The sequence below is a fragment of the Campylobacter concisus genome (assembly GCF_002913745.1).
Taxonomy (GTDB): Bacteria; Campylobacterota; Campylobacteria; order Campylobacterales; family Campylobacteraceae; genus Campylobacter_A; species Campylobacter_A concisus_R.
The window spans coordinates 1-12,493 of record NZ_PPCG01000071.1; the positions used below are offsets into that span (position 1 = coordinate 1).

The 12,493-nt window shown below is 38.8% G+C and carries 18 protein-coding genes and 1 pseudogene; 12 read left to right on the forward strand and 7 right to left on the reverse strand.

Features of this window, described 5'->3' with window-relative positions:
* The 4 genes and pseudogenes from CYO90_RS10675 to fliL all read right to left on the reverse strand — a co-directional run.
* A pseudogene (locus tag CYO90_RS10675) lies at positions 1–125 on the reverse strand (cell surface protein); the annotation flags it as partial.
* A 12-nt stretch (positions 126–137) separates the two neighbouring features.
* Positions 138–941, reverse strand: a complete 804-nt coding sequence (locus tag CYO90_RS10590) for a hypothetical protein (RefSeq protein ID WP_103579181.1) — start codon at positions 939–941, stop codon at positions 138–140.
* A 127-nt stretch (positions 942–1,068) separates the two neighbouring features.
* On the reverse strand, positions 1,069–1,413 hold the full coding sequence (gene acpS / locus CYO90_RS08510; RefSeq protein WP_103579182.1) for a holo-ACP synthase: 345 nt from the start codon (positions 1,411–1,413) through the stop codon (positions 1,069–1,071).
* Positions 1,410–1,946: a flagellar basal body-associated protein FliL gene (fliL, locus tag CYO90_RS08515; RefSeq protein WP_103574639.1), complete on the reverse strand. Its 537-nt coding sequence runs from the start codon at positions 1,944–1,946 to the stop codon at positions 1,410–1,412. The genes acpS and fliL overlap by 4 nt, the downstream gene beginning before the upstream one ends.
* Before the next feature lie 58 nt (positions 1,947–2,004).
* Between fliL and ybaK the strand changes: the two genes are divergently transcribed.
* Positions 2,005–2,487: a Cys-tRNA(Pro) deacylase gene (gene ybaK / locus CYO90_RS08520; protein ID WP_103579183.1), complete on the forward strand. Its 483-nt coding sequence runs from the start codon at positions 2,005–2,007 to the stop codon at positions 2,485–2,487.
* Here the strand turns inward: ybaK and CYO90_RS08525 are convergent.
* Entirely contained in the window at positions 2,476–3,462 is a 987-nt protein-coding gene (locus CYO90_RS08525; protein WP_103579184.1) for an SAM-dependent methyltransferase, read from the reverse strand. The genes ybaK and CYO90_RS08525 overlap by 12 nt on opposite strands.
* Positions 3,459–4,067 carry a trimeric intracellular cation channel family protein gene (locus tag CYO90_RS08530; RefSeq protein ID WP_002942237.1) on the reverse strand — a complete coding sequence of 203 codons (609 nt, stop codon included), beginning with the start codon at positions 4,065–4,067 and terminating at the stop codon, positions 3,459–3,461. The genes CYO90_RS08525 and CYO90_RS08530 overlap by 4 nt, the downstream gene beginning before the upstream one ends.
* A gap of 117 nt (positions 4,068–4,184) precedes the next feature.
* On the opposite strand from CYO90_RS08530, the gene CYO90_RS08535 reads away from it, so the two are divergent.
* The gene (locus CYO90_RS08535; RefSeq protein WP_103579185.1) at positions 4,185–4,850 is read left to right on the forward strand and encodes a lipid-binding SYLF domain-containing protein; all 666 of its coding nucleotides are present in this window, start codon (positions 4,185–4,187) and stop codon (positions 4,848–4,850) included.
* Positions 4,851–4,956: 106 nt separating this feature from the next.
* On the opposite strand, the gene CYO90_RS08540 is transcribed toward CYO90_RS08535, so the two are convergent.
* On the reverse strand, positions 4,957–5,166 hold the full coding sequence (locus CYO90_RS08540; RefSeq protein ID WP_002942234.1) for a hypothetical protein: 210 nt from the start codon (positions 5,164–5,166) through the stop codon (positions 4,957–4,959).
* Between the two features lie 150 nt (positions 5,167–5,316).
* On the opposite strand from CYO90_RS08540, the gene CYO90_RS08545 reads away from it, so the two are divergent.
* The 10 genes from CYO90_RS08545 to modD all read left to right on the forward strand — a co-directional run bounded on the left by CYO90_RS08545 (position 5,317) and on the right by modD (position 12,473).
* Positions 5,317–5,763 carry a Fur family transcriptional regulator gene (locus CYO90_RS08545; protein ID WP_087582204.1) on the forward strand — a complete coding sequence of 149 codons (447 nt, stop codon included), beginning with the start codon at positions 5,317–5,319 and terminating at the stop codon, positions 5,761–5,763.
* Positions 5,764–5,876: 113 nt separating this feature from the next.
* Complete coding sequence (locus CYO90_RS08550; protein WP_103579186.1) at positions 5,877–6,200, forward strand: HMA2 domain-containing protein; 324 nt, start codon at positions 5,877–5,879, stop codon at positions 6,198–6,200.
* Complete coding sequence (locus tag CYO90_RS08555) at positions 6,193–6,843, forward strand: ferritin-like domain-containing protein (protein WP_103579187.1); 651 nt, start codon at positions 6,193–6,195, stop codon at positions 6,841–6,843. The genes CYO90_RS08550 and CYO90_RS08555 overlap by 8 nt, the downstream gene beginning before the upstream one ends.
* Positions 6,844–6,874: 31 nt before the next feature.
* Positions 6,875–7,186 carry a hypothetical protein gene (locus CYO90_RS08560; RefSeq protein ID WP_050805231.1) on the forward strand — a complete coding sequence of 104 codons (312 nt, stop codon included), beginning with the start codon at positions 6,875–6,877 and terminating at the stop codon, positions 7,184–7,186.
* 9 nt (positions 7,187–7,195) lie between these two features.
* The gene (locus CYO90_RS08565; RefSeq protein ID WP_009293949.1) at positions 7,196–7,510 is read left to right on the forward strand and encodes a hypothetical protein; all 315 of its coding nucleotides are present in this window, start codon (positions 7,196–7,198) and stop codon (positions 7,508–7,510) included.
* Positions 7,510–7,833, forward strand: coding sequence for an oxidoreductase (locus CYO90_RS08570; protein ID WP_103579188.1), 324 nt, complete (start codon positions 7,510–7,512; stop codon positions 7,831–7,833). Before CYO90_RS08565 ends, CYO90_RS08570 begins: the two co-directional genes overlap by 1 nt.
* Complete coding sequence (locus CYO90_RS08575; RefSeq protein WP_009293951.1) at positions 7,802–9,892, forward strand: heavy metal translocating P-type ATPase; 2,091 nt, start codon at positions 7,802–7,804, stop codon at positions 9,890–9,892. The genes CYO90_RS08570 and CYO90_RS08575 overlap by 32 nt, the downstream gene beginning before the upstream one ends.
* Before the next feature lie 14 nt (positions 9,893–9,906).
* Entirely contained in the window at positions 9,907–11,370 is a 1,464-nt protein-coding gene (locus CYO90_RS08580) for an alanine/glycine:cation symporter family protein (RefSeq protein ID WP_034901006.1), read from the forward strand.
* A gap of 10 nt (positions 11,371–11,380) precedes the next feature.
* Entirely contained in the window at positions 11,381–11,638 is a 258-nt protein-coding gene (locus CYO90_RS08585) for a hypothetical protein (protein WP_009293953.1), read from the forward strand.
* A gap of 1 nt (position 11,639) precedes the next feature.
* Positions 11,640–12,473 carry a ModD protein gene (gene modD, locus CYO90_RS08590; RefSeq protein WP_009293954.1) on the forward strand — a complete coding sequence of 278 codons (834 nt, stop codon included), beginning with the start codon at positions 11,640–11,642 and terminating at the stop codon, positions 12,471–12,473.
* The last annotated feature ends 20 nt before the right edge of the window (positions 12,474–12,493 follow it).

A 12,493-nucleotide genomic window follows, 5' to 3' on the forward strand; every position in this document is an offset into this window, starting at 1 on the left:
AATTTCTCTTCGCTAACGCTTTTGTCTTGCTTGCCTTTTTTGGCTACATTTTCTATTGTATTTTCTTTTTGGATAGTGTTATCTTGTATCGGTGTGTTGCTAAGTCCGTTTATGCTAGTTATCATTTCAGCTCCCCCTTACACCGTCTTATCCACTTTAAGCTTTGCCACTTTTTCTAAAATTTCAAACATACTCTTGCCACTATCAAATTCACTCTTTATAAATTTATAAAGCTCCTTAAATCTCTCATCGGCTTCAAGCTTATAGGTTTGAGATTTTTTAGTAACTTGTATAGGTGTAAATTTCTTCTCTTTCTTCTCTTCTTCGTTTTGTGTTTCAAGATCGTTGATGGAATTTATAGTCTCTTTTGCTAGCTCCTCGTCAAGCTCTAAACCAAAGCGTTCATTTAGTGCAAATTTAGCCCATTTGCCTTTAAACTCATCAACACTCATATCGCTATCAAGTAGTTCAGCTGTCTTACTACCACCAAAAGCTATAAAAGAGAGGATTTTTTTATTTGCAAACTGATCTATAAAATCATCAACGCTAAGCTTTTTACTATTTAATGGATCTTTAAAAATCCCCTTTGGCTCAAATGCTGGATTTCTCTCAAGCCCTAAAGCACCGCTATCATCTATAAATTTCTTTAGCTCATCTATCTCATCTTTTGAAAAAGTGTCGTCATAGCCCATTAGCTTGCCAAGTATGCTTACTCTTGGCTCTCCTTCACCTTTTACAAATCCAGTGAGTGAGTGATCATATCTGTCGTATTCTCTTGCTCTTTCTTTGTCATCTAGCCTTGCATACTTAGTAAATGTCATACCATGACCCATATCGTTACTAAGTATCTCGTTTATATCGTTAAATTTAAAACCCATCTCCCTTGCTATGTTCTCTCTTGAGAGATAGTTAGTGGTTGAAAGATTATTAGAAATTTGCATTTTACTGTCCTTAGTTTTTATGATCACCAAAGGTTACATCAAATTTCGTCTTTTTTGTAAAAAAGTTTATATAGGTATTTATTTATAAATTAGGCTTTACATAAAAAAGTAGCTAAAAGTTAAAATTTCACACGATCATCACTGCGGCTACGGCAAATCCGCCGTCGTGAGTTATACTAAGGCTTGCTTCTTTGAAATTAAAATTTGTATAAATTCTTGGACTAAATTTTATCTTTGGTGCGCCTTTGGCACTTTTGCTAAGCATAATGTCTAAAAAGCCACACTCTTTGCTGATGCCCACACCAAGGGCTTTGCTAGCTGCTTCTTTGGCCGCCCAAAATCCAGCCAAAGTCGCATCATTGTTTGCTAGCGCGATCTCGCTATCACTTAAAAATCTCTTTAAAAAAAGCTCGCCGTGACGAGCCTTAAGTCTTGAAATTCTATCTATCTTAACGATATCAATGCCTATCATTGCACCACAAAATCAGTAAAAAATATGTTTTTGATGTAGCCATCATTTAGCACTTCATTTAGCTTGCCGACGATCTCGTCTTTTAGCCTATCTTTGCCCTTTGCAGTGCTTACTTCTTCGTAAGTTTTAGAAGATAGCGTTCTTATGATGATATCTCTTAAAAGTGCCTTTTTCTTATCAAGCTCGGCAGTTAGTAGCTCGTCGCTTTGCTCCAGATCGATCTTAGTTTTAAGAAATCTCGAGCCATTTTCACTAAGTAAATTTACGACAAACTGATCAAGCGGATATATCGGTCCCATGTTCGAATAGTCGTTGCCACCGCGTTTTGCTTTGTTTTGAGCGGGTGCTGGTTGAGTTTGAGTCTGAGCTGGTGTTTGCGCCATATTTGCATCTTTTGGCTCGTCAGAACTAAGCATCAAAAACGCGACTAGCCCTCCGATAACTAGCAACAAAACAAATATCGCGATGATGATTATCATCAAAGCGCCATTGCCACCTTTTTTTGCTTTTTTCTCTTCAACTTCTTCAGCCATCTTTCCTCCTTTAAGTTTTGGCTATAATTATACAAAAAATTCGCAAAAATGAGAAAAGATGATACATAAAACCAACGCCGCTAGGCTTTTAGACAAGCTAAAAATAGAGTATGAGATACTTGAGTACGAAGTCGATCTAAACGACCTTTCAGCCGTTCACGTAGCAGCTAGCACCAAGCAAGATATAAAGCAAATTTATAAGACGATCGTCTGCCAGTGCGAGCCTAAAAATTTTGTTGTTGCTTGCTTGCAAGGCGATCTGGAGCTTGATCTAAAAGCACTTGCTCATGCGTGCGGAGCCAAACGCTGCGAGCTTATAAATTTAAAAGACTTAGAGAAGATCACCGGCTACATCAGAGGCGGCTGCTCGCCACTTGCTATGAAAAAGCACTTTGACACATTTATCGACGAGCGAGCAAAAGAGCAAGAGTACGTGCTAGTAAGCGCTGGAGTAAGAGGCAAGCAGATAAAGATAGCTCCAAACGACCTTTTAAAGGCTTGTGAGGCGGATTACGCTGATATCGCTAGGCTAGCTCTTTAAAAACTCTATAAATTTAAACTTCTCGCCTAAAAACTCAGGCGAGAGTAGAAATTTTGCCTGTTTGGCTGCGTTTTCATAGGCTTGCTTGCTGCCTTTTTCAAGTACCAAAGATAAAATTTCATCCACGCCAAGATCATTAACCAAAGCATCATTTTGCTTTTTAAATTTAAGCATCAAAAAGCCAGCCTCGCAAAAAGCCTCTTTTACCTGCTTAAAACAAAGGCTATAAGTTAGATCTGAGCTTTTAAAATATGGCGCAAGGTTTGAAATTTCAAATAAAGAGAAAACTTGATGATCTTTAAAAACTCTTAGGCTAAATTCATTTTTTGGTTCAAATTCGCCGTAGTCAAAGCTTAAAAATCTCACCTTTTTAGCCGCATTTGCAAGCTTGAGTGCAAATTTAGCGTAGCTAGTTGATATCTCGCCCCTTTTTATGCCAAATTTCTTTGCAAGGGCTAGTAAATTTTGATCCGCTTTTTGCCAGTGAAATTTTAGTTCATCATCCACAAAAAGCATATTATCTGCGTCTATCACCTCGCAGCTAAATGCGTCAAGCAGCTCATTTGATATGACAAAAATTTCATCAAACGAGCACTCTTGTAAATTTTCATAGTGTTTTATCTTTACTTCGTCACCAAAGCGGTTTTTAAAGGTTTTAAGCTGTTTTTTGCGTAAAATTTCATGAGGTTCTATGATGATAAACTCTAAATTTGGCAAAATTTCTGGCTCAAGCGTAAATATACCTTGCGCAAAGTCAGCCAGCATATCGCCCGAGTTTGCACCGATCTCCACGACCTTGCAGCAGCTAGAAATTTCGCCGTTTTTGAGTAGCTTTACAAAGTAGTTTGCAAGGCAGGCGCCAAAGAGGTAGCCAACACTTACATTTGTGTAAAAATCGCCCTTTTTGCCGATATCTACGCCAAATTTATAGTAGTTTTCATTGACCCAGACATCAAAAAACTCGCTAAATTTCATAGATCAGGTAGCTTCCAGCCTCTATAAAATGCAAACATCCTGACCGTTATGCCAGCAGCTAGCAACAGCATGGTAAAAAATATGTTGCTAAGGCCTAGATGATAGAGGATAAAGTAAGCAAGCCCCACGCCAAGGCTTATCGTGCCGTAAAGTCCAGTGCGCAAAAACCATGGGACTTCATTTAGCAAGATATCTCTTAAGATACCGCCACCAACGCCGTTAAAAAAGGCGATCATCATGACGCCAAAGATGTTGTAGCTATACTCAATGGCAACCATCGCTCCAACGATAGAAAAGCAGATAACGTCGATCGCATCGGCAAAGATAAAGACAAATTTCTTTTCCAAACCATCTCTTTTTATATGCAAATTTGTGATCCTAGATACGACAAGCATAAAGATGACGACGCTTACTGGCATGTAGTGAGTAAATGAATAAACTGCCCTGCCAACGAGCATATCACGCACGATACCACCTCCAAGTGCGGTCAAAAATGCAGATAAAAAGACGCCAAGCCAGTCGCACTCTCTTTTTACTGCAAATAAAAAGCCACTAAGCGCAGCTGATGCGATACCGACGTATTCGACAAAAAGTATTAAGCTCATATTTTTTCCTTAAAAATGGGCATTTTATAATGAAATCTCATAAAATTTCATTAATAAATTTTTAAATAATAGTTTATTTTAGGCTATAATAACAAAAATTTTAAATAAGGAAATTTGATGAAAAAAATTCTAACTTTACTCTTTTTGATCGGCTCATTTTTTGCGTTAAATTTAAACGCTGACGTGATCCAAAATCAAAAATTAAAAAATGCGATAAACATTTTAAACACTTTTGGCACTAGAAATTTAAAACCAAATACCAAATTTACAGGCATCAAAGCCATCGCCATCATCCCAGATGTAACAAAAGCAGGTGCGATCATCACTGGCTCAAAAGGCAAAGGTGTATTTATCGCTAAAAACGACGATGGCGAGTGGTCAAGCCCATTTTTTGTAAATTACACATCTGGCAGCATCGGACTTCAGCTAGGATATAGCTCGGCCGATATGATCATCTTGTTTAAAAACTCAGAAGCCTACGCAAGCTTATTTAACGCAAAAGATACGATCAGTCTAAAAGCAGAAGCCACTGGTGGCGTTGGCAACGAAGTGGCAATAGCTAGCGATTTGCCTGAAATTTCAGCATTTGTCGAGGAGCGTGGCAAGACTAGCGGAGCTTTTGTTGGCGTTAGCTTAGACGTGGCAAGACTTAAGATAAACGCACAAGATACAAACGACTACTACGATAGAATTTATGAATTTGAAGATATCTACAACAACAGCCCAAAAGCTAGCAAATACACAATCAAATTTAAAGAGATAATCTCAAAATACTTCTTATAAAAACCTCGCATCTTGGCTCTTTTAAAAGAGTCAAGCTCTTTTTTAGCATTTTAAAGATTTTTGAAATTTAGTTTATAAATTAGCAAGATTATGGCTTAGCCTTTTGCTAAACCATAAATAGTGATACAAAGCGTTTTTTAGGGATCGGAGAAAATTGAGTCATATATTCAAACGCCTCCTCGTAGTCGCCGTCAGTGTATTGCGCGACTTGCTCGATAAGCTCGTAAAGCTCTTCGTCATCCATCGAGTCAAAGCTGCCTCTATTTTCCAAAACCTCTAACAAAACGGCGTCTAATTCTAGCTCGTCGTAAGTCATTTCGTTCCTTAATTCTGATTTAAAAAATGCGAAACTATACCAAAAGAAGCTTATAAAATACTTTACTTTAAATTCGTAAGAAATTTTATGCATTTTTTAGTAGCAAAGTTGTAAAATCTTTACTTTCATTATCAATTTGATAGGGATTTTGTGGAAGACTTTGAACTATTTTACAAGCATTTTAACGAGTTTTTAAAAGCTTTTGGTCAAAAAGGCTCTGAGATAAAAGAGCAAATTTTGCGTGTGCTTTTTGCTAGCAAGTCGCATCTAAATGCTCAAGAAATTTGCCAAAAAATTTATGAAACTTACAAAAATGAAATTTCAATGACTTCGATATATACCTTTTTAAATTTTCTTGAAGAGCACCATCTGGCAAATAGTTTTGAGCAAAATGGTGTTAAAAATTACGAGCTAAATTTAAAATCCTCTCACGATCACTTGATATGTGAAATTTGTGGCAAAGTGGTTGATTTTGAAGATGAGATGATAGAGCAAAGACAAGATCAAATTTGTAGTCAAAGATCATTTAGTGCAGAGTCTCACAAGATGATACTTTATGGAATTTGCAGTGATTGTCAAGCAAAAAATGGGATTTAAATTTATCATTTCATTTTACTTTTTGATAATGAAAGACAAAAAAATTTCAGATTTGTTTAAGCTACATAATAGATAATACGCCATCAATATAAAAGGAAAATAAAAGGAAACAAATGGATATAAAAACACAAACTTTAGCACAAGTTGCAAGCTATTTTTCGATGATAGCTCATACAGATGGCAGACTAAGAGTGAGAGTTAGCCCAAAGATAAAAGAGCTAAGTGGCAGCGTAAATTTAGCCAGTTTAGATGACATGATAGCTCAGATAAATGGCATAAAAAATGTTAAATTTAACAAGATAATCGGCTCTGTAACGATCGAATACGATCATGAAATTTTCCCTAAAAATCTCTGGGAGGATCTCTTAAAAGGGCAAAATTTAGAAGAAATTTCAGCTAAAGTAAATGAAGTAGCAAGAGAAGTAAAATATGCTTAATGAGCTTTTAAACGCCTCTTATACGAGCGAAAAAAACGCACTTAGGCTATATGAAGGTCTAGCTTCATTTGGCGAAGTATTTGATCAAATCGCAAGCGTGAGAAAAAATGCTATCGTCTTGATAGAAAAATTTGCAAGTGCGCATGAGTATGAGCTTGTTTGCGAAAATGAAGCTATTTTTTTGCCAGCAAAAAATAAAGAAGATGCGCTAATAGAGGCACTAAACTATGAAAATGAGCTAAACAAAATGTATGAAAAATTTTGTGAAAGCTTAGATGATGAAGAGCTAAAAGATCTATTTTTTAGACTTTGGGCTACTTCAAATAACGAATATATCGCCTCTTTAAAGCACTGCTTAAAAGAAATTTATAGTGGAGCTGGAGCAAAAAATGAGCTAAATTTAAATGAAATTTCGCAAAATTTTGAGCAAAATGGCATAACAAATATTTTAGAAAGCTATCAAAATGACTTTAATGAGATAACTAAAAGCTTGCAAAATATCGCAAGTGGCAAGGCTGATAAAAGCGAGTTAGCAAAGATAACTAATAATCCAAATTTCTCGTTTTTTAGCGGGCTTGCGCTTGGGGCATTAGGCATTTCAGTAGTTAGCAAAAATTTTAATAAGGATGAAGAAGATGAATAATTTACAAAATCAAACAAAGAAAGGATTTAAAATGGCATTACCATTTTTAGCAGGTTTAGCAGTAGGCGGTTTAGCAATAGCTGCTTGGAATAAAAGAGATAAGATCAAAGAGTATGCCCAAGATGGCTTTGATAAAGGCAAAGAGGCTGCAAAAGATCTTTACAAAAAAGGTAAAAGCGTTGCAAAAGATGCAAAAGACTTTATAGTAAAAGAAGAGAAAAAAGCAAAACATGGTGCTAAAAAAGTAGAAAAAGAGGCTGAAAAAGTGGTTAAAAAAACAAGAAAACCACGTGCTAAAAAGCCAGCAGCTCCAAAAGCTATCACACCAAACGATATAGCTTAAGGATAGAGAATGCAAGAAAATAGTCTTTTTACACTTTCAAATACAAGACTTCCATTTGATCACTTCATCAGTGGAGCCTTGATCGCTGGCATGGGTGCGGCTGCGCTTGGCTTTAGCGACTATCTAAACAACAGAGCGACTAAAAAAGATGTCGCTAAAAAGATAGCAAAATACGCCGTAACTGGCGGTTTTGTAGGTGCTGTTGGCATTCATGCTTCAAATTTGATAGCACAAAAAAAATATCTAAACGCAGCAGCTTTTACTGCAGCTGGCATCGGCGGTCTTTTGATAGCTGAAGAACTAATAAAATTGGAGAGTAAATAATGAATAACCCTTATATCAATGAAGAAAACGCAGAAAACGCAAGTGCGGTAAATAATACTGCAGCAACTCAGCCAAGTGCGGTTGATAATGCGATAAACAATGCAGCTCAAAATTTACCATTTGTGCCTGAAAATTTTAACGCAGCTGGCTTTGTAAAAGGCCTACTTTTAGGCGGCATAGCAGCTTATGTGCTAACTAATCCAAAAGCACAAGAGTGCGTATTTAAAGCGATCATCAAAGGTGGCGAGCTAATAAACGCTGGCATAGAAGAACTAAAAGAGCGTTTTGAAGATGTCAAAGCTGAACTTGACTCACAAAAATAAGGTCACTCTAGCTCACAAGAGCAAAAATAGAGCGAGGTTTATTTGCGAGAGCCTAAACGCTAGAAGCGATGTTAGCGCCATAGAGGCTGCGATCTCAGAGCGAACCGATGCAAAAAGCGTGCGTGTAAATAAATACGCAAAGAGCATCGTTGTCGAGTTTGATAAGAGCTATGAGAAAATTTTAGATTTTATAAAAAGCTATGATTTTCCAACCAAGCCAAAAGATGAGAGCCTGCCTAGCAAAGCAAATATCTACAAAGCTGCTGCTGCACTTGGTGTAACGCCATTTATGAGTAATAAAACTCTAAAATCAGCCGTGACTCTTTACGCCACAGCTCCAAATTTAATAGAAGGCGCAAAAGAGCTAAGGCATGAGGGCATCACCTCAAAAGTGCTTGAAGCAACAGCTATTGGCACAAGCCTTGCAATGGGCGATCATTTGGCTGCAAATAGCACAAATTTGATGATAAATATCGGCGAATACATGGAAGAAAGTGCTAGCCACAGAAGTGATGATCTCATCAAAGAGCTAGCCAAACCAAACATCGAAGAGGTCTGGGTTGAGCGAAATTTAAACGGTGAAAAGACGCTTGAAAAGGTAAAAACCGAAAATTTAAAAAAAGGCGACATCGTAGTAGTCGGAGCTGGCGAGACGATAGGCGTTGATGGCTACATCGTCGAGGGCAATGCTGACGTCAATCAAGTCTCAATGACTGGAGAGGCAGAACCAGTGGCAAAAGCTAGAGGCGACCGCGTCATAAGTGGCACTGTTGTCGATGAAGGCAGGATCAAAATTTGGGCTGAAAACGTAGGTAGCGACACCGCAACCGCAAGGATCAAAGAGTACATCCAAACTTCACTTAATGAAAAATCAGCCATCGGCGTAAAAGCTCTAAAACTAGCTGATAAACTAGTGCCGGTCACACTCTCTCTTGCTGGGCTTTCGTATGTTATAAATAAAAATATGAACAGCGTTGCAAGCGTGCTTCAAGCTGATTACTCTTGTGCGCTTAAGCTTGCTACGCCAGTTGCGTTTAAGTCAAGCATCTCAAAAGCTGGCAGAAACGGCATCCTCATAAAAGGTGCAAAGGCGATCGAGGCTCTAAGCTCGGTTGATACATTTGTCTTTGACAAAACCGGCACTCTAACTCACGGACGCCTAAGTGTGGTTGAAATTTACTCTTTTAAAGATGGATTTTCAGAGGCTGATATCTTAAATTTAACCGCAAGTGCCGAGGAACACTACTTCCACCCAGTAGCTGAAGCGATAGTTGAGGCTGCAAACAAGCGTGGATTTAGCCACATCCACCACGACGAGGTTGAATTTATCGTGGCTCACGGTGTAAAAACTGCGATGCACGGCAAAGAGGTCGTTATCGGCAGTAGGCACTTTTTAGAAGACGATGAGATGATAAGCTTTAAAGCTCACGAAACGCTTATAAATAAGGCTTTGCAAAGCGGTTTAACCCTGCTTTATGTAGGATACGACAAAGAGCTTGTTGGCGTCATAGCCATGAAAGATGATATGAGAGCAAACGCTAAAGATATGGTGGCAAAACTACGAAATCTTGGCGTGAAAGAGATAGTTATGCTAAGTGGCGACATAAAGAGCAAAGCTGAAGAGGTAGCGCGCGAGCTGGGGCTTGACAGGGTCTATGCTGAGTGCTTGCCAACTGATAAAGCAGCGATCATCGAAGAGCTAAAGAGTGAGGGCAAAAAGGTCGCTTTTGTAGGTGATGGCATAAATGACGCGCCAAGCTTAACAAAAGCAAATGTTGGCATAAGCATGCACAAAGGTGCTGATATCGCTAAAGCAACAGCTGATATAAGCCTTTTAAAAGATGACATCATGAGCGTAGCGCTTGCAAAAGAGCTTGCTAATAAAACTATGAAGTTAATTAGCTCAAATTTCCGCTCGACCGTTGGCGTAAATACAGCCATACTAAGTGCCGCAACGCTTGGCATGCTAAATCCAATAGCAACTGCCATGCTTCACAATGGCACGACGATCTGGCTTCTGCTCAACTCAATGAAGGGCGTGAAGATCAAGTCAAAATAAATTTGAAAGGATAGATGGTGTTTGAGAATTTCTTAAACTTTTTAAACGGCAAAATGGATGTAGCCAACGACTTTTTATATGGATATTTTTTGGTTATCATCCTTGTAGCTTCAGGAATTTACTTTAGCTACCTTACCCGTTTTGTGCAGTTTAGGATGTTCTTTGAAGCTTGCAGAGTTCTGGTAGAGAAAAAGGACAAGTATAACAAGCACCATCTAACGCCGTTTCAAGCACTGATGATATCGACTGCTTCGCGTGTCGGCATCGGCAACATCGCTGGAATTTCAGCTGCCATCGTCGCAGGTGGTCCAGGAGCACTTTTTTGGATGTGTTTGATGGCATTTTTAGGCTCAGCTTCAGCCTTTATCGAGAGCACTTTGGCTCAAATTTATAAGACCAAAGATGTCTTTGGCTTTAAAGGCGGACCGGCTTATTACATAAAAAACGGACTTGGCATAAAGTGGCTTGGTTCTTTGTTTGCCATCATCCTTATCATCACCTATGCTTATGGTTTTAATGGGCTTCAAAGCTACACCATGACCTCTGCTTTTGAAATTTACTACGACAAAGCAGGCAGCAACATCACCTTTGCGCAAAGTGGCTTGCCTATTGGCATCGGGCTTATCCTTACAGCATTTACAGCTGTGATGTTTTTTAGCAAGAGCCATATCATCGGCAAAGTTAGCTCATATATCGTTCCTTTCATGGCGCTTACTTACATCTTGCTAGCTATCATCGCGATCGTTTTAAATTTCAAAGAAATTCCAGCCGTCATCAAGATGATCATAGAAAGCGCCTTTGATTTTAAAGCGATCTTTGGTGGATTTGCTGGAAGCGTGATCGTAATAGGCATAAAAAGAGGACTTTTCTCAAACGAGGCTGGCATGGGCTCAGCGCCAAACGCAGCGGCTGCGGCGCACACAAGCCACCCAGTCAAACAAGGGCTAGTGCAAGCAATGGCTGTCTTTATCGATATGACGATATGCGTCGCCTCTGGTATGATCGTGCTTTTTTCTCAGGCATATCTTACAAAACAAACTGGCGTAAGTGGCGAAGTGCTAACCGCCCTACCTCTCGTTCAAGCAGCAATGAAAGAGTATTTTGGCGACTTTGGGCTACACTTTACGACCCTTGCAGTAGTGCTATTTGCCATCACATCGCTCATCGGCAACTACTACTACGCACAGGCAAATATGAAATTTCTAACAAAAAGTAAAAATTTAACTCTAGCATTTAAGATCACTGCAGTGATTATGATATTTATAGGCGCTCAGATGAACTTAAAACTAGCTTGGAATATCGCTGATATCACGATGGCCGCTATGGCTACGATAAATATCATCGCCATTTTCTTACTATCAAAAGTGGTGATAATAGCGATAAGAGACTACGAAGCTCAAAGAAAAGCTGGTAAAAATCCAGAATTTGACCCAGAGAGTCTAGGCATCAAAAATACAAGCTGCTGGGGCAAAAACTAAAGGAGAAAATTTGGGAAAAGATATAAAGATAAGCGGCAAACTGCTAGATCTAAACACTCATAGACAAGTAGCAAAGGTCGGCATGAGCGTCACTTTGGCATCTGTTTGCCTAAGCGCACTTTTTATGAAAAATAGATCTGTTAAAAAATTCCACGTAGCTTCTGGCATCGCATTTACATGCTTTGCGCTTTACCACGCTGGACTTTACGACAACGGCATCTTTAAAAAGATGATCGTAAAAGCAAAAACCGCTTCAAAAAAGGCATAAAATGAGACTAAGCGACGCTGAAATTTTAGACTACATCAATGAGGATCTACCCTACTTTGACCTCACAACGTCGCTTCAAGATATCGATAAAAAAGCCTCGCTTGAAATTTACTCGCGTGATGAAATTTGCGTTAGCTGTGTAGATGTGGCAGCAAGCATAGCAAGGCTACTTGGCTGCGAGAGCGAAATTTTTGTCAAAAACTCTCAAATTTGCAAGGCTGGCGATGTGATCATAAAAATTTATGGTAGCTACGAAGATGTGCATAAGGCTTGGAAACTGGCTCAAGTCGCACTAGAATATGCTAGCGCCATCGCAACCTACACAAACAAAACAGTAAAAGCTGCAAAAAGCGTCAATGAAAAATGCGAAGTCTTAGCAACCAGAAAGAGCTTCCCATTTGCGAAGAAATTTTGCGTAAAAGCCGTGCTTGAAGGCGGTGGCGGTATGCACAGACTTGGACTTAGCGACAGCGTTCTTTTCTTCAAAAACCACATAAAAGCCTACGCTAGCTTTGATGAATTTCTGTCACATTTGCCAGAATTTAAAGCCAAAATGGTCGAGCGAAAGATCTGCGTCGAGGCTGAAAATTTAGATGAGGCGAACAAACTTTTGAAAGTAAAATGTGACGTCGTGCAGTGCGATAAATTTAGCCCAGAGCTTATCAAAAACGTGCTAGCTTTAAGAGATGAAATTTCACCAAATACTATGATACTAGCAGCTGGCGGCGTAAATTTATCAAATGCAAAAGATTATGCAAATGCCGATGCGATAGTCACTTCTGCGATGTATTCAAAAGGCGTTGCTGACATCAGCGCAAGACTTGAAATTTTGTAAAATTTTACAAATAAAAATAC

Coding starts and splice junctions, on each gene's coding strand:
- CYO90_RS10590 (WP_103579181.1), bottom strand. CDS start 941: ATGCAAATTTCTAATAATCTTTCAACCACTAACTATCTCTCAAGAGAG.
- acpS (WP_103579182.1), bottom strand. CDS start 1,413: ATGATAGGCATTGATATCGTTAAGATAGATAGAATTTCAAGACTTAAG.
- fliL (WP_103574639.1), bottom strand. CDS start 1,946: ATGGCTGAAGAAGTTGAAGAGAAAAAAGCAAAAAAAGGTGGCAATGGC.
- ybaK (WP_103579183.1), top strand. CDS start 2,005: ATGATACATAAAACCAACGCCGCTAGGCTTTTAGACAAGCTAAAAATA.
- CYO90_RS08525 (WP_103579184.1), bottom strand. CDS start 3,462: ATGAAATTTAGCGAGTTTTTTGATGTCTGGGTCAATGAAAACTACTAT.
- CYO90_RS08530 (WP_002942237.1), bottom strand. CDS start 4,067: ATGAGCTTAATACTTTTTGTCGAATACGTCGGTATCGCATCAGCTGCG.
- CYO90_RS08535 (WP_103579185.1), top strand. CDS start 4,185: ATGAAAAAAATTCTAACTTTACTCTTTTTGATCGGCTCATTTTTTGCG.
- CYO90_RS08540 (WP_002942234.1), bottom strand. CDS start 5,166: ATGACTTACGACGAGCTAGAATTAGACGCCGTTTTGTTAGAGGTTTTG.
- CYO90_RS08550 (WP_103579186.1), top strand. CDS start 5,877: ATGGATATAAAAACACAAACTTTAGCACAAGTTGCAAGCTATTTTTCG.
- CYO90_RS08555 (WP_103579187.1), top strand. CDS start 6,193: ATGCTTAATGAGCTTTTAAACGCCTCTTATACGAGCGAAAAAAACGCA.
- CYO90_RS08560 (WP_050805231.1), top strand. CDS start 6,875: ATGGCATTACCATTTTTAGCAGGTTTAGCAGTAGGCGGTTTAGCAATA.
- CYO90_RS08565 (WP_009293949.1), top strand. CDS start 7,196: ATGCAAGAAAATAGTCTTTTTACACTTTCAAATACAAGACTTCCATTT.
- CYO90_RS08570 (WP_103579188.1), top strand. CDS start 7,510: ATGAATAACCCTTATATCAATGAAGAAAACGCAGAAAACGCAAGTGCG.
- CYO90_RS08575 (WP_009293951.1), top strand. CDS start 7,802: ATGTCAAAGCTGAACTTGACTCACAAAAATAAGGTCACTCTAGCTCAC.
- CYO90_RS08580 (WP_034901006.1), top strand. CDS start 9,907: ATGGTGTTTGAGAATTTCTTAAACTTTTTAAACGGCAAAATGGATGTA.
- modD (WP_009293954.1), top strand. CDS start 11,640: ATGAGACTAAGCGACGCTGAAATTTTAGACTACATCAATGAGGATCTA.